Annotated in this window: 20 protein-coding genes; 4 read left to right on the top strand and 16 right to left on the bottom strand. The window is 55.4% G+C overall.

Translation table 11 applies throughout. From position 1 onward, the window contains the following. Positions 1-2: 2 nt before the first annotated feature. The 4 genes from fdnG to ACZ5K9_RS07110 form a co-directional block, all read right to left on the bottom strand. Positions 3-3,086: a formate dehydrogenase-N subunit alpha gene (gene fdnG, locus ACZ5K9_RS07125; protein WP_464273729.1), complete on the bottom strand. Its 3,084-nt coding sequence runs from the start codon at positions 3,084-3,086 to the stop codon at positions 3-5. A gap of 507 nt (positions 3,087-3,593) precedes the next feature. After that, on the bottom strand, positions 3,594-4,895 hold the full coding sequence (locus ACZ5K9_RS07120; RefSeq protein WP_464273728.1) for an adenylosuccinate synthase: 1,302 nt from the start codon (positions 4,893-4,895) through the stop codon (positions 3,594-3,596). Between the two features lie 193 nt (positions 4,896-5,088). Continuing rightward, positions 5,089-5,946, bottom strand: a complete 858-nt coding sequence (htpX, locus tag ACZ5K9_RS07115) for a zinc metalloprotease HtpX (RefSeq protein ID WP_464273727.1) — start codon at positions 5,944-5,946, stop codon at positions 5,089-5,091. A gap of 18 nt (positions 5,947-5,964) precedes the next feature. Continuing rightward, positions 5,965-6,411: an Hsp20/alpha crystallin family protein gene (locus ACZ5K9_RS07110; protein ID WP_464273726.1), complete on the bottom strand. Its 447-nt coding sequence runs from the start codon at positions 6,409-6,411 to the stop codon at positions 5,965-5,967. A 227-nt stretch (positions 6,412-6,638) separates the two neighbouring features. Here ACZ5K9_RS07110 and ACZ5K9_RS07105 point away from each other — a divergent pair, with 227 nt between their 5' ends. Beyond that, the gene (locus tag ACZ5K9_RS07105) at positions 6,639-7,502 is read left to right on the top strand and encodes a DUF3786 domain-containing protein (RefSeq protein ID WP_464273725.1); all 864 of its coding nucleotides are present in this window, start codon (positions 6,639-6,641) and stop codon (positions 7,500-7,502) included. Between the two features lie 80 nt (positions 7,503-7,582). Here the strand turns inward: ACZ5K9_RS07105 and ACZ5K9_RS07100 are convergent, their stop codons facing one another. Further along, positions 7,583-8,296, bottom strand: coding sequence for a DUF433 domain-containing protein (locus ACZ5K9_RS07100; RefSeq protein ID WP_464273724.1), 714 nt, complete (start codon positions 8,294-8,296; stop codon positions 7,583-7,585). A 249-nt stretch (positions 8,297-8,545) separates the two neighbouring features. On the opposite strand from ACZ5K9_RS07100, the gene ACZ5K9_RS07095 reads away from it, so the two are divergent. Next, positions 8,546-8,794 (top strand): FmdB family zinc ribbon protein, encoded by a 249-nt coding sequence (locus ACZ5K9_RS07095; protein WP_464273723.1) that lies wholly within the window; start codon positions 8,546-8,548, stop codon positions 8,792-8,794. A gap of 203 nt (positions 8,795-8,997) precedes the next feature. On the opposite strand, the gene ACZ5K9_RS07090 is transcribed toward ACZ5K9_RS07095, so the two are convergent. Next, positions 8,998-10,176, bottom strand: coding sequence for a CaiB/BaiF CoA transferase family protein (locus tag ACZ5K9_RS07090; protein WP_464273722.1), 1,179 nt, complete (start codon positions 10,174-10,176; stop codon positions 8,998-9,000). Between the two features lie 73 nt (positions 10,177-10,249). Beyond that, on the bottom strand, positions 10,250-11,284 hold the full coding sequence (ftsY, locus tag ACZ5K9_RS07085) for a signal recognition particle-docking protein FtsY (protein ID WP_464273721.1): 1,035 nt from the start codon (positions 11,282-11,284) through the stop codon (positions 10,250-10,252). A gap of 169 nt (positions 11,285-11,453) precedes the next feature. On the opposite strand from ftsY, the gene ACZ5K9_RS07080 reads away from it, so the two are divergent. Next, a complete protein-coding gene (locus tag ACZ5K9_RS07080; RefSeq protein ID WP_464273720.1) occupies positions 11,454-12,092 on the top strand; it encodes a class II aldolase/adducin family protein in 639 nt (212 codons plus the stop codon). On the opposite strand, the gene ACZ5K9_RS07075 is transcribed toward ACZ5K9_RS07080, so the two are convergent. Further along, positions 12,087-14,102: an acetate--CoA ligase family protein gene (locus tag ACZ5K9_RS07075; protein ID WP_464273719.1), complete on the bottom strand. Its 2,016-nt coding sequence runs from the start codon at positions 14,100-14,102 to the stop codon at positions 12,087-12,089. The genes ACZ5K9_RS07080 and ACZ5K9_RS07075 overlap by 6 nt on opposite strands. Positions 14,103-14,121: 19 nt before the next feature. Then, positions 14,122-14,532 (bottom strand): thioesterase family protein, encoded by a 411-nt coding sequence (locus tag ACZ5K9_RS07070; RefSeq protein ID WP_464273718.1) that lies wholly within the window; start codon positions 14,530-14,532, stop codon positions 14,122-14,124. A 318-nt stretch (positions 14,533-14,850) separates the two neighbouring features. Between ACZ5K9_RS07070 and ACZ5K9_RS07065 the strand changes: the two genes are divergently transcribed. Next, a complete protein-coding gene (locus tag ACZ5K9_RS07065) occupies positions 14,851-15,345 on the top strand; it encodes a rubrerythrin family protein (protein ID WP_464273717.1) in 495 nt (164 codons plus the stop codon). Between the two features lie 254 nt (positions 15,346-15,599). On the opposite strand, the gene ACZ5K9_RS07060 is transcribed toward ACZ5K9_RS07065, so the two are convergent. From ACZ5K9_RS07060 to ACZ5K9_RS07030, 7 genes are all read right to left on the bottom strand, one after another. Beyond that, positions 15,600-16,514 carry a beta-1,6-N-acetylglucosaminyltransferase gene (locus ACZ5K9_RS07060; protein ID WP_464273716.1) on the bottom strand — a complete coding sequence of 305 codons (915 nt, stop codon included), beginning with the start codon at positions 16,512-16,514 and terminating at the stop codon, positions 15,600-15,602. Between the two features lie 283 nt (positions 16,515-16,797). Then, complete coding sequence (locus tag ACZ5K9_RS07055; RefSeq protein WP_464273939.1) at positions 16,798-17,616, bottom strand: CoA-transferase subunit beta; 819 nt, start codon at positions 17,614-17,616, stop codon at positions 16,798-16,800. A 22-nt stretch (positions 17,617-17,638) separates the two neighbouring features. After that, complete coding sequence (locus tag ACZ5K9_RS07050; RefSeq protein ID WP_464273715.1) at positions 17,639-18,616, bottom strand: CoA transferase subunit A; 978 nt, start codon at positions 18,614-18,616, stop codon at positions 17,639-17,641. Positions 18,617-18,938: 322 nt separating this feature from the next. Next, positions 18,939-19,382 carry a DUF4442 domain-containing protein gene (locus tag ACZ5K9_RS07045; RefSeq protein WP_464273714.1) on the bottom strand — a complete coding sequence of 148 codons (444 nt, stop codon included), beginning with the start codon at positions 19,380-19,382 and terminating at the stop codon, positions 18,939-18,941. Positions 19,383-19,475: 93 nt separating this feature from the next. Continuing rightward, positions 19,476-20,447, bottom strand: coding sequence for a universal stress protein (locus ACZ5K9_RS07040; protein ID WP_464273713.1), 972 nt, complete (start codon positions 20,445-20,447; stop codon positions 19,476-19,478). 165 nt (positions 20,448-20,612) lie between these two features. Further along, entirely contained in the window at positions 20,613-22,568 is a 1,956-nt protein-coding gene (locus ACZ5K9_RS07035) for an ATP-dependent DNA helicase (protein WP_464273712.1), read from the bottom strand. A 7-nt stretch (positions 22,569-22,575) separates the two neighbouring features. Then, on the bottom strand, positions 22,576-24,984 hold the full coding sequence (locus ACZ5K9_RS07030; RefSeq protein WP_464273711.1) for a penicillin-binding protein 1A: 2,409 nt from the start codon (positions 24,982-24,984) through the stop codon (positions 22,576-22,578). Positions 24,985-25,062: the final 78 nt, after the last annotated feature.

Here is a 25,062-nt window from a genome sequence, read left to right as displayed (position 1 = left end):
GCCTAGACTCCCTTCTTTCGCACGTTGACCATAAAAGCCTTGGATTCCGGAATACGGGTATTGGGATCCCCGGTGGAGGGTGTGAGCAGATTGGCACTTTCACCCCCTTGAGGCGGCCAGACCCATCCGAAATGCCATGGCAATCCCACCTGGTGAATTTCCTGACCGTGGACCAGGAACGGCCGGAATCGCTTCGTCACGATGGCGACGGCTTCCAATGATCCTCGGGCCGATTCCACAATGACCGTTTCGCCGTTCTTGATGCCCCGGAGCTTGGCCAGTTCTTCGCTCATTTCCACAAATACCTGGGGCTCCGCCTCCAAGAGCCACGGCTGCCATCGCGTCAGCACCCCTGTCTGCCAATGCTCGGTCACTCGGTACGTGGTGGCGACAAATGGATACCGAGGGTCACAGGTCTTGTAGACGTCTTTTTCGGTTCCGTACAATGGCGCAACCGGATTCGTGAACTGGGAGCTAAAAAGGTTTTTGTCCACGGGACATTCAATGGGTTCGTAATGTTCCGGGAAGGGACCGTCGGCCAGTCCGGGTCCGAAAATATCCGCGAAACCATAAGGTTTCATAATGAAAGGATATTTGCCCTCAGGGTGGGGACTCCCGTCTGGATTTTTCATGGGATACCAGCCGCCGTCCGGCACATCACCGACCCACTTGGAGGAGACATACTTTCCTTCCTTAACCTCCCCTGCGAAGCTGATCACAGGGCGTGCCGGGTTCCAGGGACGTCCCATGAGGTCCACCGAAGCCCTGTTGTAGATGATTCGCCGGTTCAGGGGCCAACACCATGCCCAATTGGAATACAGCCCGATAGCGCTGGTGTCCTTATTGTCGCGCCGGGCCATTTTGTTGCCGTCGTCCGTGTAGCTTTGACAGTAGATCCAGCAACCGCTGCTTGTAGATCCGTCATCCCGCAAGAGCGCAAAGGACGGCACGGATTGGCCCTTCTTGTAGGTCTTGTCCCCAATGGTCACATCCTTCGTGAACTCCCCATTGATCGTGCGTGCCACTTTGTGCGGATCGAAATGGCCGTTGGTCGTATAATCCCATTTGAGTTTCAGGATGGGATCGGGGAATGCGCCCCCTTCTTTGGCATACAGTTTCCGGATTTCTTCAAAAAGTTTGACAATAATATCGCCATCGGGCTTGGCTTCTCCCGGGGGTTCCTGAGCCTTAAAGCGCCACTGTGCCCATCGGCCGGAATTGGTAACGGAACCCTCCTTTTCCATAAAAGCTGCGCATGGCAGCAAAAAGACTTCCGTTTTAATCTTTTTGGGATCCATGCCGGGGGCTTGCCAAAAGGAACCTGTTTCATTGTGGAACAAATTGACGTTGACCATCCAGTCCAGCTTGCTCAGAGCTTCCCGGGTTTTGACAGAGTTGGCCCCGCTGCACGCCGGGTTTTGGCCCCACGCGAAAAAGCCGCTGAATTGCCCTTTATACATGGCATCGAAAAGATCCAGCCAGCTATAAGCCTTGCCGTCATCCAGTTTCGGCATCCACCCATAGCCGAAGTCATTGGAAGCGTCAGCGGCGTCTCCAAACATGGCTTTCAGAAAACTGACCACGTATTTGGGCCGGTTCTGCCACCAGTTGGCACTCATGGGATCTTTGGACACTGGCGTAAACTTCTTGAAGTAATCAGCAAGGGTCGGTGTCGACCCCGTCGGAACGGGGTTATAGCCAGGCCAAACGTGGTAAAGCAGGCCGTGGTCCGTAGAGCCCTGCACATTCGATTCACCGCGCAACGCATTCACACCGCCGCCGGCGATGCCCATGTTGCCCAGAAGGATCTGGATAATGGACATCGCCCGGATGTTTTGGACACCCACGGTGTGTTGTGTCCAGCCCATCGCATATAAAATTGTTCCCGCTTTGTCCGGTTTCCCCGTGGCGCTGTAGAGTTCATAGACTTTTTTCAGGTCTTCTTTCGGTGTGCCCGTGACCTTGGATACCTTATCCAGGGTGTATCGAGCATAATGTTTTTTCAACAACTGAAACACACAGCGAGGATGCTTCAACGTGAAGTCTTTTTTGGGCAAACCGTTCTCGTCCAGTTCATAGGCCCAGAAGCTTTTGTCATATTTTTTGGTTGCCGGATCAAACCCTGAAAACAGTCCATCCTTGAAATCGTATTTTTCTCCGACAATAAAGCTGGCGTTTGAGTAATAGGTGACATAGTCTTTAAAATAAAGAACATTGGAGAGAATATAATTGATCATTCCACCCAGAAAGGCGATGTCCGTACCAGATCGCAAAGCCGTATAGAAATCGGCTTTGGTGGAGGTCCGGGTATAACGGGGATCCACGTTTATGACCGTTGCCCCTCGATCCTTGGCCTTCATGATCCAACGGAACGAAATGGGATGATTTTCTGCAGCGTTGCTTCCCATGATGAGAATACAATCACTGTTCTTGAGGTCAATCCAATGATTCGTCATCGCGCCGCGTCCGAACGACTCTGCCAGAGCCGCTACCGTCGGGCTGTGTCAAATACGGGCCTGGTGTTCGATGTACACCAGTCCGAGGGCACGCAGCATGGCCTGGTACACCCAGCACTCCTCGTTGTCCAAGGCAGCGCTCCCCACGGATGCGATGCTGTCGCACCGGTTCACGACTTCATTTTTCGCATTTTTCACCGTAAAGCCCTTGTCTCGGCTGGCCTTGACGCGAGCGGCGATTTCCTTAAGAGCCCAATCCCACGTTTTTTCTTCCCACTTATCACTATAAGGGGCCCGATAGAGAACTTTGGTGACCCGTTTGTCGTTGATGGCCAACTGGTAAGACGACGCCCCTTTGGCGCACAAAGAGCCCTGATTGATGGGATGATCGGCGTCCCCTTCGGTGTAGATGACCTTCCCGGTTTGCCGATCGGTATGGCAAATGATGCCGCAACCGACTCCGCAATAGCAGCAGATGCTGGGCGTTTCTTTGGCGTCTTTGGTCCTGAGCTTCCATGCTTGCTCTTCCACGGGTTTTTTTTGGAACCCCATGGTCGTGCAACCGCTCAGAGCCAACCCCGCCGTCGCCGCCCCCGAAATTTTCAGAAAATCCCGGCGCGACAGCTTCATCTTTGACCTCCTCTCAAAAAGTTCACGTGATTCTCGAGGGCTGTAACCTTCCTCGGTCTCTTGGCCGCGCAATGACCTCGGCGGGTCCAGAGACCCTTTAAAACGCTGCCCTGATCCTCGCACCTCCTTTCCTTACCCTTGCATTTATGGCCGCCTTGGGCGCTTCAAGGCACAAAAGATGACTCCCAAAGGGGGAAGAGAACAGATGCGGGGACAAGAATGGACGCGAATTGGAAAGGGAGAGCAAGGAAGGGGCGGGCTGTACTGGAACTGAGCCACGCTCAGATCGGTGACGGTCGCAAGGCGATGGATGGCCGATCCCCTGGCGAGCTCCTCCATTGGGATCCTCTCACGCCGACTGTCAGACAAAGCAAATAAAGATTCGGAAATATGTTGTGATCAAAATCACTATAGCCGGGGCATGGAAGTTCTGTCAACCGCATCCCGTCTTTTTACGCGGCGCGCATCGGGCACCTCGATCCCTCGGCCTGTCCTAAGAAAACCCTCCTAAGAGGAAAAAGAAAAGGGGTCTCTAAGCACAATCGTCTCTTCCCGGCCGGGGCCGACCGAGATGATGGAAAAAGGGATTCCGAGGTGATCTTGGACAGCTTCGAGGTAGCGTCTCGTGGTTCCAGGGAGGTCATCGAAATGTCGCACCTGACGCAGATCGGCTTCCCATCCGTCAAATTCTTCATAAATGGGTTCACATTGTTCCATTCGTTCCAATTCGGCAGGGACGCCGTCCAGCAAGGTCCCGGCGCAACGGTACCCCACGGCCATACGCAGGCGTGGAAGGCCCGTGAGCACATCGAGCTTGGTCACGGCCAAACTGGCTAGCCCGTTTAAACGTACCGCGTCCTTGACGACGCACAAGTCCAACCATCCACAACGGCGTGGCCGCCCGGTGGTCGATCCAAACTCTCCGCCGCACGTGCGGATGTGTTCACCAATGGAATCTGAAAGTTCTGTGGGAAAGGGGCCTGCCCCCACCCGGGTCGTATAGGCTTTCATGATTCCCAACACATGATTGATCTTCGTTGGGCCGATGCCCGATCCGCAGCACGCATTGCCTGCCACGGTGTTGGATGAGGTGACGAAAGGATAGGTCCCATGATCGACATCCAGGTGCGTGCCCTGAGCGCCTTCAAATAGAATCGCTTGTCTCGATTCCAATGCCCTCTGCAGTCTGGCGGACACGTCGGCCACAAAAGGAGCCAAACGACATCCGTAAGCGTGGTACTCCTCCAGGACGGCTTCCATTTCCACGGGGGCCTGACGGTAATGTTGGGTCAGGAGGAAGTTCTTCTCGTCCAAAACTTCTTCGAGCCGCCGTCTCAGTGCCGCTTTCTCCAGCAGGTGATGGACACGGACGCCCATGCGGGCGACTTTATCTTCGTAGCAGGGACCGATTCCTCGGCCGGTTGTGCCGATCTTGCCGGCTCCTTTTCGAGCCTCTCGAGCCAGATCCAACATCCGATGATACGGCATGATCACATGGGCGTAAGGGCTGATCAACAGCTTCTCCGGGACGATGTCCACTCCGAAATCCTTCAGCCGCTCCAATTCATCCAGCAGCACCCTGGGATCCACCACCACACCGTTGCCGATCATGCATACTTTGCCCGGGTGGAGAATGCCCGACGGCGTCAAATGAAGGATGATCTTTCGACCGCCGACCACCAGAGTATGCCCCGCATTGTTCCCGCCTTGAAAACGCACCACATAGTCGGCGCGGGCCGTGAGCAGATCGACAACTTTGCCCTTTCCTTCATCACCCCACTGGGTCCCGATGACCACGACCGTACTCATGTCCGATGTCCTCATGGGGCGCCAAGTTGGCCGGCACCCCGTCCTGAACGTTAGGGATGTGAAACATGGAACACACACCGAAGGGGAGCTTTAGTGAAAAAGGCGGGCTCTGTCAAAACGAAAAAAGAACACCTCGCCGTGGGGGAGGCAAGGAGGCGGTTGTAAAGACCGCCTCCCTGACAGGAAAAAAGAGTTACCTTGCCATGGCGCGCAGGCGACGGATGCGTTCTTCAATGGGTGGATGGGTGCTGAACAATCGAACGAGTGCGCTTCCGGACAAGGGATTAACAGTGAAAAGATGGGCCGTCGCTGGTTTGGCCTCCACCATGGGGATGCGCTCAGAGGCAATGGCCAACTTTTCCAAAGCCCCGGCAAGCCCCAAGGGATTTTGAGAGATCATGGCGCCGGTCTCGTCCGCCAGGTATTCACGAGACCGAGAGATCGCCATTTGGATAAGCATTGCCGCAATGGGAGCGACGATTGCCAGCACCAAAGCTCCCACAAAACCCATGCCCCCGCCTTCTTCGTCATCGCCTCCGCGAAAGCCGCCAAAAACGGCACCCCATCGCAGCATGTCGGCAATGAGCATGACGGCGCCGGCCATGGAAGCGGCGATGGTTCCGACGAGAATGTCACGGTTTTTGATATGCGCCAGCTCATGGGCGAGCACACCCCGAAGTTCATTGGGGCTGAGCAAACGCAGGATCCCTTCGGTCACAGCCACAACGGCATTTTGCGGATTTCTCCCCGTAGCGAACGCGTTGGGTGTTTCCGACGGGATAATGGCCACTTTCGGCATGGGAAGCCCCGCGTTTATGGCCAATTCCCTGACCATGCGATACAGTTCCGGAGCCTCGTACTCTGAAACCGGCTGCGCCCTATACATGGCCAAAACAATTTTATCGGAAAACCAGTAAGACCCGAAATTCATGATCAGCGCCAACGCTAGAGCGATCATCATCCCCGTGGATCCTCCCAAGAGCCGGCCCAAAAAGACGATGATCATCGTCAGAGCTGTCATAAGTATCAAGGTTCGAAAACGATTTGCCATGCTTGATCCTCCTTGACTCTAATTGTCGGCCCGCACTGGCACTTTGCGCGAAGGTGCAGGGTTCTTGGGAACCACGATGGTCAGCACGCCATGTCGATAATCTGCGGAAACTTTTTCCGAGATAATGTTTTCGGGTAGCGACCACCGTCTGCTGAACGGGCCCCACGGTCTTTCCCGTACAATCGTGTTTTGCGACCCGACGGTCAGCTCGTGTCTTGTCCCATGAAGCATGAGGGTATTCTGAGTGAGTTCAACGGTAAAATGCTCTTGACAAACGCCTGGAAGATCAACAACCGCAACCCATTCTTTGTCATTTTCGAATACATCAGCTACAGGCTGCCACCCGGGCGAGACTTCTTTTTCCTCCGCCGATTGGACCGCCTGGACCGTTTCTCGATACAACAGATCCATCCGCTCTTTCATGGAAAGAATTTCATGTACCAGGGTTTCTTTGTCCGCCTTCACCGTGGCTCGCCTCCTGCCCACGTCGCGATGATGCGCCAGTGTCACAACATGTGTCTGGCTGTCGATCACTAAAAAAGTTAAAGAACTCTAGGGTCAGCGTCAAGATAAACCGGGAGCGAAGGGGGTCGTGAGCTGATGGCTCCGCACTGAGAAGGAGGGTCCAGGATCCGTGCCACTGACGCCGTCAGGATATCGTTAAGGTATCAGATGAAGAAAAAGGATCCGTCATGGAAAGCAAAAGAGAAGCGTTGAAACGCAGAATCGTCCCTTTGGATATCTACCGACTCACACCAAAGACCAATTGTGGTGATTGCGGCTATCCCACATGCTTGGCTTTTGCTACCCAAGCCGTTGTGGGAGAAATCACCCTGGACATGTGTCCGCACCTGGATCGGGAGCTCATGCGGACTTCTCAAGCACTCATAGATCAACAGCTGGATCAGGGCATTGGAAAAAAACGGGAAAGCTTCGAAAAAACATTGGAATTTCTGCGTAGTCAGGTGGCTCCATGGTTGACCCCCGAAAATGCTACGGCCTTGGGAGCCCATTGGACTGACCATAATGTCGCCATGCCGGTCTTGCGGCTGAAATACGTGGACGATGAAGTGATCGTTTCACAAGACGACGTGCAGTCCTTAACGGGACGTCAATTAAGTCCCTGGGAGAAAATTTTCCTTTACAATTACGTCATTGGTGGGGCTGTGGAGCCTTCGGGGCGATGGGTAGGCATGGAGAGCCTCCCGAATTCCGTCTCCAAGGTGAAAAGTTTGAAGGCTCATTGTGAAGAACCCCTATCAAAGACTTTCCCTGAGGACCCGCAGTCCCTGCGCCGCGCTACCGCCGGTCTTTTCGAGGAATTGCCCGTTGCGCCGGGGCACGCCGACTGGGTCGGTGAATGCCGGCTCTTGCCCAAGGTCCGGATTCGTTTGCTTTGGTGGGCCGGGGATCGTGAGGAGGGCTTTCCCGCGAGGGTCAAGTTTCTTTTCGATGCCCGCGTACTGGAAACCCTCGATTTGGAATCATTGCTCTTCGCCTGCGAACAGCTTACGGAAAGAATCCTGGATGCCGGCCGTCCAGCGGATTCGGATTGATTGGACGGGATCGGTCAAAAGCTCTATCGCCCGGTCAAAACACCATTTTGTGGCAAGTTGAAAAAGCATGGCGACAACGGTCACGGTCCGGCTTGCAAGACGACCTGAGCTGTTTCGCCGGCTTCTTCCTTAAGCCGCCAGAGCTCGTAGTGATTTCCTTTCCTGAGACCGTGGACCAGGAGGAGATAGTCCGCAAAAGATACGCCGACGCCGCTTTGGTGAACATAGACCAATGGGGGGCGCCGCAACTCATCATGGAAACCGCGGAGGGCGCCGCGAAGACGCTCGTGGATGTCCAGGGCTGCGGCCTCGATTCGATGATTCTCCCAGACATTGGGTTCGGGGACATGCTGAACCACCGACTCCACCAAAAATCGGTACCCTCGGGGAACGAAGTCTTCGCGGGTCAGAAAGGGGTAGTCGTGAAGAATCTCAGTGACCGTGAGTCCGTTTCGTGTTCCCCAAACCGCTAGATTTTCGAGGATAAGTGGTCCCCACAAGAGGAGGTGGAAAAGAGGGTTGGCTCGGGGACTTGAATAATAGAAGGATCCCAATCCTTCGGTAACTCCAAGCCAAAAAGACCGGGTTTCGGGGCTCAGTGCCTCGAAATGTTTGGCCTGGAGACACAACTCTCGGGCACACTTCTCCTTGTAGCCCGTGAGATGCCGAAGATCCTCACCTCCATGGCGAACGGGGTGAAGCAGGCAGCCGATCGCCCCACCGTTCGCATCGAGGTATCCCAGCGCCCAACAGGAAAACCCCACAATCGGTTTTTCGCAAAGCACATTCTTCACGAACGCTTCACGATGTTCTCGAAACTCCCGTTTTAAAGACCCGACCCAATCCAATGGGTCATATCCTCTCGGCCGGATCGGAGGGCAACACGCAAAGCAAGTCCGATTGGAATCGGGAGCGCACAGTGTCATCCGCAGCCCCTTAGAGGGATGCCACGCCGGACCGTTTCATTGACTTGTGGGCACGCCTTTGGTACCGTAACTTTACGTCTCATGGAAGCGCAATGGAATCGAATTTGAGGGAAAACGATGCCGATTTACGAATTCCGGTGTACTCGGTGCGGTCACATTCAGGAAATTCTGACGTCCAGCTCACAAAGCCAACCGACTCTAACGTGTGAACGATGCCACGGAGAAGAAATGGAGCGCGTATTGAGCCGTGTGAGCTACGTCATGGGAAGCTCTGCTTCCGGCAAAGATTCAGCTCGGGTGACATCCAAGAGCTGTTCGCCGGGAAGCAGCTGCACAACCATCGAATTACCGGGTTATTCCCGCTAGAAACTTCTTGCCCGCGAATCCTTCCGCATGTCCTTTCGTAATCTGCCGGGACTTTTCTGAGGGGGCACCGGTGCGTTCATGCGGCTCTGTGGGGGCTGGTGCCTCCCATCGGAGGAATGGAACGTCGGTGAGTTGAGTGCCGGCGGCCCCGTAGCGCAGCTCTCCCGTATGTCCAGGGGATGGCGTATCCCGAAACGCAAAGGTCACACGACCCCTTGGGATTTCAGCCGCTGGATCTCTTCCGTTCCGAACCCCAATTCTGCCAGCACATCCACGGTGTGCTCCCCCAATTCCGGCGCATGGAGATGCATGTTCGCGGGGCTTTCTGAAAATTTTGGGGCACACCCCAACTGCCGATACGTCCCCCAGATTTCGTGAGTCAGCTCCACCACCATCCGACGCGCCTTCATTGCCGGATCAGTCATAACTTCGTTCAGATTCAGCACCGGCTCGCAGCAGCAATCGTGATCTTGAAAAACGGCAACCCATTCCGCTTGAGTTTTTTCCATGAAGACCCGGGCAATTTCTTCTGCCAACTCCTTTTGGTGCGCTCCCGGGTCGAAGTAATCCGGGCGATCCCAATCCGGTCGGTTCATGACGTGGCAAAAAGCTTTCCAAAACTGAGGTTCCAAAGCCCCGAGACTCATGAAGCGAGCATCTTTCGTCCGATAGATGTTGTAACAGGCGAGGCCGTGGTTCAGGAGGTCATCCCCGGGGGTAGGAATCTTGCCATCGGCCAGGAATTTTCCCCACCGCAGGCAGTTCCACATGGTTGCCCCGTCGGTCATGGAGATGTCGATCATTTGTCCGACGCCCGTTCGTTCTCGAGCAAAAAGTGCTGCAGCGATGCTAAAAGCCGCCATGAGGGCTCCACCGCCAAGATCGCCGATTTGAACTCCAGGTAAAGCCGGCGTCGGCCCTTGACCGCAATAAGACAATACGCCACTTAATGCGAGATAATTGATGTCATGACCTGCCCGAAGAGCCCGCGCCCCCTCTTGTCCGTACCCTGTGATGGCACAGTAGATGAGGCCTGGACGAATCTTTCGCAGGGATTCATAATCCAGTCCCAACCGTCCCATGACCCCGGGCCGAAACCCCTCGAGGATGACGTCTGCCGTTGTCACGAGCTTTCGGAAGATTTCCTGCCCCTTGGGGTCCTTGAGGTTGAGCGTGACAGAGCGTTTGTTGCGATTCAAAACCACATGGAAGCCGCTGTTGCGCCCGATTTTTGGCGGCCACCAACGGATATAGTCACCAACCCTGGGATCTTCAATCTTGAGAACGTCGGCACCGAGATCAGCCAAAAGCATGGAGCAAAAAGGCCCGGGAAGAAGCCGCGAAAGGTCCAAGATACGAACGCCCTCAAAGGGTCCCAACATCTCTTTACCTCCCCCTTAGGTTGCGTTGACCCATGCCCGTGGCCGGGGTTTCCCCCTCTTGTCGTCGGCAGCTCTAAAACAGAGCCTGGGCGAAGGCTTCGGCATCAAATGGTCGCAGGTCGTCCACACCTTCGCCGATGCCAATGTAGCGAACGGGCAGTTTCAGTTCATGGCATATCGGCACGACGACCCCGCCTTTGGCTGTTCCGTCCAGTTTGGTGAGAATCAAGCCCGTGACGCCCAAGGCTTCCTGAAAAAGGCGAGCTTGACTCATGGCATTCTGACCCGTTGTGGCATCCAACACGAGAAGAATTTCATGGGGAGCCTCGGGCATTTTTCTTTGGATGACGCGGTGTACCTTTTTCAGCTCTTCCATGAGGTTGACTTTGGTGTGCATACGTCCGGCCGTGTCGATCAAAACCACATCGGCATGACGGGCCTGAGCAGCATCCAAGGCATCGAAGACGACGGCGCTGGGATCTACGCCGCTTTGCTGGCGGATGATGGGTACGCCGACGCGCTCAGCCCACAATTCCAGCTGCTCAACGGCCGCCGCTCGAAAAGTGTCGGCAGCAACAAGCACGGGGGTCAGGCCGGTTCGACGGATTTGGTGTGCCAGTTTGCCAATGGTGGTTGTTTTCCCAACCCCGTTGACGCCGATCATCATGACCACAAAAGGCTTGGCTCGAGACGGATCGAACGGTGGGGCGTCAATGGAGAGAATATTCTGAACCTCTTGTCTGATCGCCTCGCGCAGGCGTGCTGGATCTTGGAGCTCCTTCCTCTTTACCCTCTCTCGGACACGTTCCAGAAGGAGCTGCGTTGTCTGGACGCCGAGATCGGCCGTGATCAGGACTTCCTCCAAATCATCCAAAAGTTCGGCATCGATCTGCCTCTTCCCCAAAACCAGTCGATCCACCTGGTCGGCCAAGCGCTCGCGGCTCTTTGCCAATCGGTCCCTGAGGCGCGCGAAGAAGCCGCCCTCCTTTTCTTCACGCTCTTCTGAGGACACCTGGTCATCGGCCTGTGGCAGTGACTCTTCAGCGGTTTCCCGTGCTTTCCCTTCAAGCGGTGGTTCTTCACCCTTTTTGCGAAACCATTTGAGCATGGGCTGCCCTTCTCCTTTTGAGCGGGTCCCGGATGGACCGGGATTTCCTGAATTGCTCAAACGTTCAATCTTTGATGCCATTGGTGTTGCAACGATTGCGGGTGGAGCCTAGCATAGACGACCGCAAAATTGAAGGATGCGGCGATGGAGTCTCTTAGGAGGGATGTTCATGGAATCCAGGGAAATGAAAGCACGGGAGAGCATTGTTTGGGCGTGCCAAAAGCTTGCCTCGGCGGGACTCATTGCGGCCACTGACGGCAATGTGAGCTGCCGTCTTAACGACGGTTTCTATCTCATTACGCCCAGCGGTCGTCCCAAAGGGGAGATGGAGGTCCACGATCTCATAGTGATGGATCACACGGGGGCCGTCGTTTCGGGGGTGGGGAAACCTTCAAGCGAATTTCAGTTGCATCTTCTCGCGTATGAACGACGGGCGGACGTGCATGCCGTCATCCATGCCCATCCGCCTTTACTCACCGCCATGACCTTGGCCGGGGTCCCTTTCCCTGCCGGAGTTTTTCCCGAAGTCTGGCTCACCGTAGGGCCGGTTCCGACTGCCCCCTACGCCACACCTTCCACGGAGGATGTGCCGCGATCCGTCATGCCCTATATTGACTCACATCACGCCATCTTACTGGCCCGCCACGGATCGCTCACCGTGGGTCGTGATGTGCCCCAAGCGTATTATCGTCTGGAAAAACTGGAACATGCCGCCAAGAGCCTTTTGGCGGCGAGCCTGTTCGGCGGGCGCCTTCCAGATCCCCTCTCTCCAAAGGAATTGGAAAGGCTCGCCCGCGCGTTTTCATGACCGCCAGATGATTCGCGCATCGGCGATGAGCACCCCCTCTGAATAAGCGAACACAGGGTTCAGATCGATTTCCAGGAGGTCCTCGTGGGATTCTGCCAGGTGGGCCAGCTTTAAGATGGCGTCCACCAGTGCGTTCTTGTCCACCGGGCGGCCGCCGCGATAGCCGCTGAGCAATGGTGCCCCTTGAATCTCGTCCAGCATGGCGAAAGCCTCGTCGCGGCTTATGGGCAAAAGCTTCACGGTGACGTCCCTGAACAGTTCCACGGTCACGCCGCCTAACCCGAATAAAATGACGGGGCCGAACTGAGGATCGCGGTTCATCCCCAAGATGATTTCCACCCCCGAGGCGGCCATGCTGGTGACGACAGCTCCGCGGATGGCGGCCTGCGGCAGGACTTGCCGTGCTTGGGCCATCATCGCCTCATAGGCCGTCCGGACTTCCTGACCGGACCGAAGGTTAAGACGCACACCGCCCACATCGGATTTGTGGAGGATGTCCGGAGAGTCGATTTTAAGCGCCACAGGAAAACCCAGCTGATGGGCCACATGGACGGCCTTGCCCGGACTTTCCGCAAAACGGTGGCAAATGCATTCAAAACCTTGGTTTTCAAGAAAGTTCAGGCATTCGCTAAGACTTGCCGCCCGTCCCTGGACGTGGCCTTCCACGAAAGTGGTGCGCGCCGGCTTAGTGCGTTTTTCCTTGGGGATGCGCCTGGCCAGGGCGCGCACCCCTCGTTCGGGCGTGGGGAAAACCGGGACCCCTTTAAGGTGCATGCGTTTGCGTTCCACTTTCTCCACATCCGCCCCGCCGAGAAAAATCACCAATTCGGAAGCCTGCGGAGTCACCACTTCGGCGGCTTTTTCCACAGGATCACCAAAAATCACCCCCAGGATGTCATAATAGTGCCGCGCGCGCTCCATAACGGCTTGATACATGGGGGCGTTGGCATCGCCCGTAAGATCCAATGGGTTTGCTCGAATGGCGTGTGCGGGAATCACGCCTTCCAACGCTTGGGCCAACTCCGGCGGCAAAGGGGCCACATCGAGACCTTCTTTTTCGGCGGCGTCCGTCGCCAAAATGCCTGCGCCCCCCGATGTGGTGATAAACAAAATCCGATTTCCCGGCGGCTCATTCAGATAAGCGAAGGCTTTGGCAAAATCGTAAAATTCTTGGATGCTTTCTGCACGTACGACTCCATGGGTCCTGAAAAGGGCGTCATAAACTCCGTCCGCACCGGCCAGGGACTTCGTGTGCGACTCCGCGGCAACTCTTCCTTTAGGAGTGCGCCCCGCCTTCAAGACCACGATGGGCTTTTCGGTCCGGCGTAATGTCTGTCGGAAGGCTTCGGGCCTCTTGATGCCTTCCACGTATAACGCGATGACTCGCGTGTGGGGATCCTCCCCGAAGTATTCAATAAGGTCCGTTTCATCGACGTCTGCCCGGTTTCCAAGACTTACAAAACAGGAAACCCCCAATTCTTCATCGGAAAACCAGTCCATCATGGCGGCGCCGACGGTTCCGCTTTGGCTGATAACCGCCACATGGCCCTGAGTTTTCAACAGCGGCCATGAGGCACACAGAGGATGGTACGGATTGTTGACTCCTTGGCAATTGGGGCCGATAAGACGCACATTTGCCTTTCGTGCGATGTCCGCGACCTGGTTTTGGAGGGCTTCGCCCTCAGGGCCTGCTTCACTGAATCCCCCGGTGATGATGACCGCCGCCTTCACGGCCTTCTCGCCGCATTCCGCGATGGCTTGCGGCACAAACCGGGCAGGAATGATCACGACGGCCAAATCTACAACGTCCGGAATGTCCTTGACGTTCCGGAAGCATTGCAGGCCGAGGATGGTCTCACTCTTCGGGTTGATGGGATAAACGGCGCCTCGAAACCCACAATCCAAGATGTTTTTTAAGATAATGTGGCCGTACTTTTCCGGGCTCTCAGAAGCGCCGATGACGGCCACACTACGCGGCCTGAAAAAAGCGTCCAACTGCCGGGATACCATAGCAGCCTCCGTCCTGGTTTCATGAGGGAGTGATTTTCTGTGCTTTTTCCAAAACCCGGGCATTGAATTTGTCAGCCTTGATAATGAAGCGCTCGTGAGTCGCCTCCCCGATTTTTTCCACTTCGTCAAAAGCTTCCAGTTTGAACGTCACCTTGCGCCCTTCGATCGCGGTGACTTCGCACACCACCCTGACCCCCATTCCCAAAGGGGTCGGGGCCAAGTGCTTCAGGTCCATGGACATGCCCACCGATTGCATGCCCGGCTCGAGGTGTTCGTCGATCAATTCAGCACACACCCGTTCCATGAGACCTCCGAGAAAAGGGGTGGCGAAAACATCCGGCAGGTTTTGAAAAAAACTCTTTGCAGAGTGTTCCGGGCGGGTTGTCAACTTCAGTTCCCTCTTCATTCCAACGGCAATCTCGCGACCCATGAATCAATCCTCCTCCTGCAGGGACATAAGGGTTTCGTTTCAGGCAGCGTGCTCAAAAAATACGCTGCGCCACACTTGTGGTTGATCTTCAGACCGTGAATAGCTTTGTTCGCTGGAATGAGCGTCCACGCAATAACGGAGAGGATTCAGCGCTGGAAAATGCACAGAACCTATCCTTCCAGATCTCCTAGTTTCTGTCAAGGAAGCTCGGGCTCAATTGACAGATCCTGAGGGCGTTTTTAAGTTGGACCATGAAATTCTAGGCAAAGCTACATTGGGGAACCATGAAGACGAAAAAGCTCAACCAAGGAGGGCCGAATGTCCAAGACGGAAAAACATCTGAAAGAAGCCTTCGCCGGCGAATCTCAAGCCAATCGAAAATACTTGGCCTTTGCGGAAAAGGCCCGTGAGGAAGGTTATCCGGGTGTGGCCAAGCTGTTTGAAGCCGCGGCTGCGGCCGAGACCATCCACGCCCACAAACACCTAAGGGTTCTCAAGGGCATCCGGAGTACTCGAGAAAATTTGCAGGAGGCCATCGCGGGGGAGACCCACGAGTTTAAGAGCATGTACCCCCAAATGATCGAGGATGCCAAAGCCGAAGGCCAGCGCCAAGCCGAAATCAGTTTCACCTACGCCAACGAAGTCGAAAAGATCCACGCGCAGCTTTACGAAGAGGCCTTGAAGGACCCCGAAAATTTTCCGGTCAAAGACTGGTTTATCTGCCGCATTTGTGGCTATACGATCGCCGATGCCCCCCCAGAACGATGCCCCGTGTGCGGCGCAAACAGACAAAACTTTCTAAAGGTGGAATAATGGGCTTGCGGCCCTTTTACGCTTAAACGGCCCGGGGTTACAGAAAACCCCACTCAAGCATCGAACCGTCGTTACGCGAGTTCTAGGGGCACCTCCGAGGGTGCCCCATCGCAAAAGTTCTGGAAATGAGCGTGGAGGAACGCCTCCGCACCATAGGACGCGGGACATCCGTGCACCGTGGATTGTTCAGTTGGCTTGTCGGCCGTGGCCGGGTCCCGCCGGTGAAAGCGAGGGTCCCGTTCACTCGATACTCGTCAGTCCTTTCCCTGCTTGGCTTCCCTTTCGGCGATGATATGGTTTAGTGCATCGACCAGAGCCTGGGCGTCTTCGGAAAACTTTCGTGCGAAGAGCATTTCTCCGGGCCCGTAAGGATCGTCCTCGGGAAACCGGGTCGTCGTTTTAAAAAACTCCAGGTGCTTTCGGCTGATCCATTCCGGGCTGCGTTTCCGGGCGCTCCAGTCAGCATAGGTGAGATTCCTTTGGATTCTTGGTCGAAACACCGAATTGGCCAGAATGGTTTGCAACATCATTTCATCGGGACAATACGTGTGTCGATAAAACCGAAGAAAATCCGGCCTTCGATCCAGGAAGTCCGTGACGTACTGGGCGGCTTCCCGGGTGAGCGCCCAGAACATCGACCCGCCGTAAGGCTTCATGTCCCCAAGAATTTTTTTGTAATTCCTTTTCGGCCAGAGATGGAGCTTCATGAGAGCCTTGGCGGTAAAAAGAATCCAAGGGTGGGTTAAAGGTCCCGGTCGATAATAGCTCAAACGCGTAATGGGTTTTCCCATGGATTTTGAGGGCATGGGCACGAGATTCATGTATTCGGTGTGCGGGTGGCTTTCAAAAAAGCGTTCGATGGACTCGGCCGATCGCAAAGGGTAATCGGATCCACTCAGCAGGACGAAACGTTGGAATTCTTCGGGGCATGCCAGGGCTTCGCGAAGCACAATGAGGATGGCCTCCACGGTGCTGAAATGACCCCAGTAAACGGGAACGCGCTTTCGGGAAAAAAAGACATTATCGAGGGATACCGCCTTGTACGGCGTAATGTCGTATTTCTGATCAATGTGCACGAAGAAAGCGCATCGCGGCGAGTTGAGGGCTTTGATCAGGCGTGGAAAATGCTGCGGGTTGTTATAAGCGATGATCAGATAGGCGATGTTCATTGCGGTCTCCCTGTGTCAGGGGAGGTGCTGCCGTCTGAAGCCAGCCGAGCACGGCGCCAGTGTGCGCTACATTATCGCTTCACACTCCTGGACTCAAGAGTTTGCGATGCCGATAGCGTGTGTGGGAAATTTTGAGGGAACTCCAGAAAGAAGGACTTACTGTGGGGGCGTACGGTGAGAGGGCCTCCCTCGGAAGCGGTGTTGATCCGTCTTTGACGTCTCTGGTTCTTATGTCCGGCGTTCCGAGGGGGAAGAGCCTTCTTTTGAGTGAGATTTTTCGCAATTAGTCTTTTCGTGGTTTGGCCAGAAAAATTTCGTCCGGGTCCAAGATACGATGAATCAAGTGGATCTCTTCATAGGTCGGCGGCACCGTCTCTCCGCTTACCCGAGAGATGTCTAGATCAAACTCACACATCTCCTGAATCCTTTCAGGGCTCATGCCCGGATGGTACGTGTCTAGGTACATCCGGCCTGTGACCTCATCGAACCGAAAAACTCCCGCTGTACTGATCACCGCACTCGGCCCGCCGCGGTATGCCGAGCCGTAGAGTTCTCTCCGATGGATCCACTCTCCGGACGGCCAATTCTTGACCCGCCATCCTGGGCTGGTGATGTAGCTCACGTTCTTCGGAAAACGACGTTTTTCGTGCACCATGATATAAACGGTGCGCTTGGCGAAGGAATTGATATCGGGATTGCCACCGCTTCCGGTGAGCCGAAGAAGAGGGTTGAGGTAGTCGCCGATGGCTGTGGTGTTCACATTGCCGTATTCGTCGATTTCCGCTCCCCCCAGAAACCCGAGGTCCACGTAGCCTCTCTGGGCAATGCTAAAAGCTTCGTAGAGCCCTGAGGCTACGGAGGCGCCGACTTCACAGCGGGGATCCCCAACCGAAGTCGGTAATTCTCTGGGGCGCCCGTCCAGTGTGCCGGCTTCGAAAATAAGTTTAAGGCGCGGAGCGTGGGTTCTCTGAGCGAGCATGATGGCGATCATGGGCATCCCGGTGCCGGCGAAAACGACCTCGTTGTCCCGCACTTCTCTGGCCGCAGCTACCGTCATGAGATCCCCCAGGGTGTATTCTCCAGGCTGGGCGAACTGTTTCATCTCTTTCATAGCAGATCCCCCTTTACTTCCGTCCGCGTTCCACTCGGGTGCTATAGTTTAGGACTGTGTTGGCTTTGAGACGGGCGAGCCGAGGTACGCCAAGTTTGTTCAGGTAACCGTCGTGGTTCATCCCGAAAATCCATTCCTTGGCGAATTCGTTGAATCCTTCTTGGCTTCGTGTCTGGGTGTAGAAATTCCGGAGAAACTCGCCGTCGACATCGTAGAATCGGAACATCCCGGTGGGGTGAGCGCACCAGGGACATTCCACGATATAGTCCACTTGGAAGCTGGGGATCTTGTTTAAATGGGATTCGTGACGCAGGTATTCTTCGGGAACAATCTCTTCGGCGATAACAATGGTCACATCCGCCGCTCGGGCCACTTCGGGATCGGTGAAGAACTGACCTGCAATGCGCACCGTGCCCTCGTCGCCGACCTGCTGAACGGCGAGAACGGCCACGTCCACTTTGGCGGCGGGCACGAGCACCTGCCTCCCGTCACCAAAAAACGGGTCGTCCATGATATGGTACTTTTTCCGAGGGATTTTGGGATTCTTGCCGTTCCTTAATCCGGCACGCCCAAGCATGTCATAGTCGGGGTTGTGGATGTCGGTGCCGAGGGATGTCTGCGTGGCCATAAAAGGCATGCCTGCTGCGGCGGCCTGAAATCGGAATGCCATTTCCGCATGGCTGTAATCCTCATAGATGATTTCCTTTTGGCGAACACGCCGCGCCAGGTTGGCCCCATACTTGCCATAGAGTTCGTGGCCGATCCAGCACGATTCCCAGACATCCACGCAACCCGCTCCAATGAGGAACTCTGAGTGTGGACCGCTGTTGACTTCAATCAGATGGAGATGTCGTCGTTTTTGTCGGATGAGTTCGTAAACGAGGGCACAAGGCCGGCGCCAGATGGTAAACCCTGAAAAGGTCAACAAGCTGCCGTCTTTGATGATTTCTGCCGCTTCACTGAGACTGATACGTTTGGATCTACCCGTCATCGCTTTTCCACTCCAGTGGGCACATGAACTGTCGCATAGGAAGCATGAGCCGCTAAGAGAATGAGTCACCGCATCATGGCGAGAATCTGAGAGATATCAAAAAAGTTGGATTCGCCCTAGGCCATCGCCCTCCTTTCCCCCGATGGGATTCTTTTCCGCACGCTGAATCGAGCCATTGGCTCACTTTTTTCCAGGATCGCGATGTGTTCACCGCTGTATGGAACGATCCCTGAAGGCCGGCTGTGTTCAATACAGCGCCCGCACGAGAGAGGGAAAGTTCCACCGCTCTTCGCGCGGGAGGTAGTTTCCAACGGGTCCTGCTTCAAACTTTCTTCCTCACATACAGGACCTTTTCCACGACTGCGACCACATCGCCTTGCGAGTCCGTCACCTGGACCGTAAACGTGGGGAGATACTTTCCTCCGTTTTTCACTCTTTCCTTGATCTCTTGGATAACCTTATCCTCGAGTTGGAAATGCGCCCGCACGGTTCCTCTGCCCGGCTTCACGAAATCGATGTTCGCGGCTTTATCCCAAACGATGTAGTCGGGCCCGAGATTCTTGATGAGCATAAGCATATAGAAAGGATCCACCATGGCGTAGAGGCTCCCGCCGAAGTGTGTCCCCACGTAATTGCGGTTGAAAAATCGGAGCGGCATTTCCACGACAACTTCTCGAAAATCTGGAGCGACACGGCGCACTCGGACTCCCGCTCCCAGATAGGGCGGATAGATGTTGAGCAGCCATCGGAACAGTCGATGATTCACGACCAACCCCCTCCCTCCTGCGTGCACACCCGCCTCGATCGGGAAGCATTATGGGAGCCGAGTTCGTGTTGTCAAGGACCGATCCCGTGCCGTTTAGCAGGCTCGACCCACAAGGCACAGATGCACTTTCCTCGCGTGCTGGAGGACCTTGTTGGCATGACTGCCCACGAGAAAAGGTTTTTTTTCGCGAAGACTTCGTTTGCCCATAACCACGGCTTCATACTGACCGCTCTCGATGTGCGCGAGCAAATCGCGAGCCACGCCTTTTTGCAGGGGCACGATGCGGCACTGGATAGCGGAATTCGGGATACCCTGAGAGCTTAGGACTTCCCGGGCCTCGTCCATGAACTGGTCCACTTGACGCCGCTTCTCCTCTTCCCATTGGCGTTTCCAAGAGAGCCTGGATGAACGTTCTTGCTCGTCCAAAATATGGCCGTCGTCCCATAGGGCCGGGGGAATGGGAGGCAGGATGTGGAGGAACGTGTAGCGCTTTCCCGGCGTGGGTCCGATCCATTCGTTGACATAGTAGGTTAAAGCTCGGCACTCCGGATGGGATTCCACGGCGATAAGCACATGCCCTGTGGGAGGAGCTTCGGGGTCCATAATCCAAACCGTTCGATACTGTTCATATTGAACAACCCGAGTTGATACGCTCCCGATGAGAATGTTTTCCGCAGGGGATAAGCCTCGGCGGCCAACGGCGATGCAAGAAAGTTTCAGCTCTTCGGCCACCTTGATGATTTCCTGACCGGGATCCCAGCTGTCCAATCGGCATATCGTCTCGATACACTCGTTGTCAAAGCCGAGATCGACGAACGTTTCCCGGTACCGGCCGGTGATACTCTGGCAGATCTTTTCCTGCGTGCTCTTCGCGACTTTAAGAGACGTGTCCGCTTCCCACAGTTCTCCGGGGTATAGCATGAGATGCTGTTGGACGCAGTGCAGGATCGTCCAGTGGCAATCTGTCCGGTCCTTGAAAAACTGCGCGAACCTTTTGGCTGCCACAAGGCACCGCTCAGAACCGTCCACGGCCAACAAGAAGCATTTATGATCGTATTTTGCCATATCGCCCCCTCCTTTCCGCCTGCATGGATCGCTCGGCCCGCTGACCCTCCCGTGATTCTGATAGGAAACCTTGCTGTTAATATAACCGATCCCATGCTTCCAAGAAGAGGCGACCGGTCAGGAACGAGAGATTTCAGACGATCGTTTTGTTCGGAGGCGTGGATTTTACGCGAGCAGGTCTTCCGGGATGGCATGGAGATGATGCACGATAGGCATCGGTGGCAGGCTTTTCAGAAAGATTCGACCGTAGGGTTTCGTGAGGATCCGGATGTCGAAAAGCACGAGCAGGCCCTTATCATGACGGCTTCGGATCAGGCGGCCGAAACCTTGTTTCAACTGGAGAACGGCTCGGGGGACCTGATAGCGGTAGAAAGCGTTTTGCCCGGATTTTGAAAGCTGTTCCACGCGGGCGAATGTAACGGGGTCGTTGGGCACCTCAAAGGGAAGCTTATCAATGAGGACGCAGCTCAAAGCTTCCCCCGGCACGTCGATTCCTTCCCAAAAGGAGTAGGTTGCCAGGAGCACCGAATGGGTATCGCCCTTAAACTCCGCAAGGAGCAACCTTTTGGATTTTTCTCCCTGACACAGGAGCCGGAAAGGCAGACGGTCGGCAAGGAGCTGATACGTGTCGTGCATGTGGCGGTAGCTGGTGAAAAGGAAGAGAGCACGCCCTCGGGTCTTGTTCATGATCTTGATGGCCTCTTCGGCCATTGCATGACAAAATCGTGAATCGTTAGGAAGAGGAAAAGGTTTGGGAATGTAGAGAGCCGCCTGTTTCTCAAAATCGAAGGCAGATTGGAGAAAAAGCTCACGGGCTTCGTCGGGCACACCTAAACGTTCTCGGGCGTATCGGAAGCTGGGGCGATTGTTTTCTGCAGTCGCCAAAGTGGCCGAGGCAAGGATGACGGTTTCTTTCTGTCGGAAGAGCTTGTCGGTGAGCAGGTGAGCGACTTCCAGCGGCGTGGCCCTCAGGGAAAATGTCGACGATTGTGTACTGATTTCATACCAATAAGTAAGGGCCGGATCCTCCGAGCCGAGGAAATGGTCCAATTTCCCTACCAATGCGCTACAGCGTGACGCCAGGGACTCCCACAGCGCCGAAGCCTCAGGCGCCTGTTGAAGAAGACGAGCGAGTCTCTCCAGTGTCTCGCGAAGTTCGTTGGCGGATTCTCCAAAAGAAGATTCCCTTCGCAAAGAATCCAAGCGGTATCGTGCCGCCAGCGTCCCGGTGGCCTGAAGGCGTTTGAACATTTCTTTCATGCGCTGTGTAAGCAACTCACAGGCCGAAGTGGTTTCTTGCCGCAATGCTCGGGGAATCTTCGGGTCCGCCAAGGCGCGAAGAACATCCCGTCCGATCTCCATGACCGTCCAGCTGGAGAATTCCGGCCCAAAATAGAGCCCGGCCACGTCTTCCAAGTGGTGAGCTTCGTCAAAAATAACGGCTGGAAATAAGGAGAGCCACTCTGAGGAACCTCGCTCTTCCAGGGTCAGTGTTGCAAAAAAAAGATGGTGATTCAGAATCACGAGGTCCGCTCGTGCGGCTTCACTGCGGCTTTTTTGGACGAAGCATTCGCCATAGTGAGGGCACTGTTGGCCAAGGCACTGCTCAGCCCCGGCCGAGACGTCATTCCAGGCCTGATAATGGTCCGGGAGCCATCCGATTTCGGAGCGGTCGCCGGTATGAGTCTGAGCCGCCCACGTCTGGAGACGACTGAAGAGCGAGGCTTCTTCTCGGTTCCAAAATGAGGGCTGATAGGCAAACTCTTTAAAGCGGCGAAGGCACAGGTAATTTCTGCGTCCCTTGAGGGTGCGGACGCGGACCTTGGGGAATAACCGGCGGGTCAGTACGGGGATATCATGATCCAAAATTTGATCTTGGAGTGCTTTGGTGGCTGTGGAGACAATCGTTTTTCGTCCGCTTTCAAGAACCGGCACGAGGTAAGCGAAGGTTTTGCCCGTTCCCGTTCCGGCTTCGACCACCAAAGGCACGCCGTCCGTAAAACTCTCCCACACCGCTTGGGCCATCACAGCTTGGGATGGCCGATGTTCGAAGCGAGAAAGGATCGTGGACAACAGGCCGCCCGATGTGAAAAAGGCATCTGCAGAGAACTCTTTCCCCATGCTCTTGTTAATCGCCGCCCCAGAAAAGATCGGATTTGAAGAAAGAGCCCGATGTGGTTTCCCCAGTGCTTCCCTGGACTTGTCCTTGCCCTGCAGACGACTCTCTGAACCCCGTGGGCTGGGTGCCCTCTACAAACGGGGCAAAAGCTTCAGAACCGCCTGCGGCTTGGGGATCGTCGGTTTTCCTTGCGACCTTCGCGAAAACGATTTTTTCAGGGACGGGGAAATTCTCCGCGGGCTTATCTTTGAGATATTCGTACATAAAAGCGAGCCAGATAGGGGCGGCGGCTTTTCCCCCGGTCTCCCGGGCTCCGAGAGACAATCGATGGTCGTCGTGGCCGACCCAGACCCCGGTCAGAAGATCCGGCGTATAGCCCACGAACCACGCGTCCTTAAGTTCGTTTGTGGTCCCCGTCTTTCCTGCAGCCGGACGGTTGATGCTCCGAACAGACCGTCCTGTCCCTTCCTGAATGACTCCTTGGAGAATGTCGGTCAGTATGAAAGCGGTTTGAGCCGACAGGGCCCGCTCCTGCCGGATTTGGTGTTTCTCGAGAAGACGTCCATGGCGGTCGTAAACGGCCTCTATCATGTAAGGTTCCACACGCAGACCTTGTGCGGCAAAGGCCGAGTAAGCCGTCACCAACTCCCACAGACTGACGCCCGAAGCGCCCAAGGCCAGGGATAGGGTCGGTGTGAGGGGGGATCGAATTCCCAGCCGCCGAGCCATGTCGTGCACCTCATCAATGCCGATGCTTTCCAACAGCTTGATGGTCACCACGTTGCGGGAGTGGATCAAGGCATCGCGTAAAGAGATCGGTCCCCAAAATGTGTTATCGTAATTGGCGGGTTTCCACGGCCCGCTCAAGCTTGGATCTTCCTTGACAATAGGTGAATCGATCAGCACCGTCGCCGCAGTGTAGCCCTTTTCCAAGGCGGTGGCGTAGATGATCGGTTTAAAGGAGGAGCCCGGCTGTCGGTAGGCTTGAGTAGCCCGATTGAACTGGCTCTTGGAGAAGTCCTTCCCACCCACCATACACACTACCCGCCCGGTGCGAGGATCCATCGAGAGCAAGGCCCCTTCGACCTGAGGCTCTTGCTCTAAGGAAACCGACCAGGGTGTGTTGGGCGAACCTAGGGTTTCCACCCGGACCCAGATGATGTCCCCCTTGGTAAAAACTCTTTTGGCCGAAGAAAAATACCCAGCCGCCCACTTTGCGGTTTTAAGGTCTAGCAGAGCGGACCGTCCGGCTCCGAGATCCAACTGGCACCGTCGTCCCTGGGCGTCGCAGCTGGTGACCACCGCTTCCACCACATCGCCCTGCGCCGCACGGGGATACCTTTTCGCAAGTTCTTGGGAAAACGCCTCGACTCCAGCAGCTTCTATCCGACCATGCGGGCCCCGATAACCATGCCGCTTGTCCAGCGCTCGAAGCCCTTCGGTGATAGCTTTTTCGGCGAGACGCTGGGCATAAATGTCCAGTGTCGTATGAATGGCTAATCCCTCTCGATAGAGCATTTGCGCCCCGTACTTTTGTTCCACCAGACGCCGCACTTCCTCGGTGAAGCTGTTCATCGGGTAAGATGCTCCCCAGCCGGCTTCCGCCAGGTTCAGCGGTTCTTGACGAGCCCGTAGGGCTTCTTCCTGAGACAGAAAACCAACCTCCACCATGCGGTCCAACACATATTGCTGCCTTTCCAAGGCCTTGTCCAAATTTTGGAAAGGATTGTAACGACTTGGTGCCTTCGGCAGGCCGGCAAGAAGCGCCGCCTGGGCCAGACTCAGCTGGTGGGCTCCAACGCCGAAGTATGTGCGTGCCGCGGCTTCTACCCCGTAGGCGCCGGACCCCAAGTAGATTTGGTTGAGATAGAGATGGAGGATCTCATCTTTTGTCATAGAACGATCGATGCGGTAGGCCAAGATTGCCTCTTTGATTTTGCGCACCCAGGTCCGTTCAGGCGATAATAAAAGGGTCTTCACCACTTGTTGGGTAATGGTGCTTCCCCCTTGCACAATTCCTCCGGCCTCGATGTTTTTCATCATGGCCCGGATAATGCTCCCGAAATCCAAGCCCTTGTGTTCGTAAAATTTGGCGTCTTCCGCGGCAAGGAAAGCTTGGACCACGTGCCGAGGGAAATCCTGAAGAGGTCGAACGTATCGCCGTTCTGCAGCGAATTCCCCAATCACCGTCCCGTCTGCGGCATACATCGTGGTCACAATAGGCGGTCGGTAATCGCGCAATGACTGGATGCTGGGCAGCGATCTTTCCAGTTGAAAGTATGCGGCAACCCCCGAGAGGGCGGTCAAGGCGGTCAGGACCAGTAAGATTACCGCAGTGGCTAGGTATCTACCCGCACGAGGTTTGGGTTTCGTCGGGTGAAGGCCGTGGAGCGTAGGACTTTTTTTTCTGGACTCCATCGATGTGTCGCTCACAATCTTTACTGGACAAGCAGAAAATCCACGTCAGACATCGGCTACGGCAAAAATCCGGCCGGT

It is taken from the genome of Desulfosoma profundi (assembly GCF_055387865.1).
This window is presented reverse-complemented; position numbering and strand designations above follow the sequence as displayed.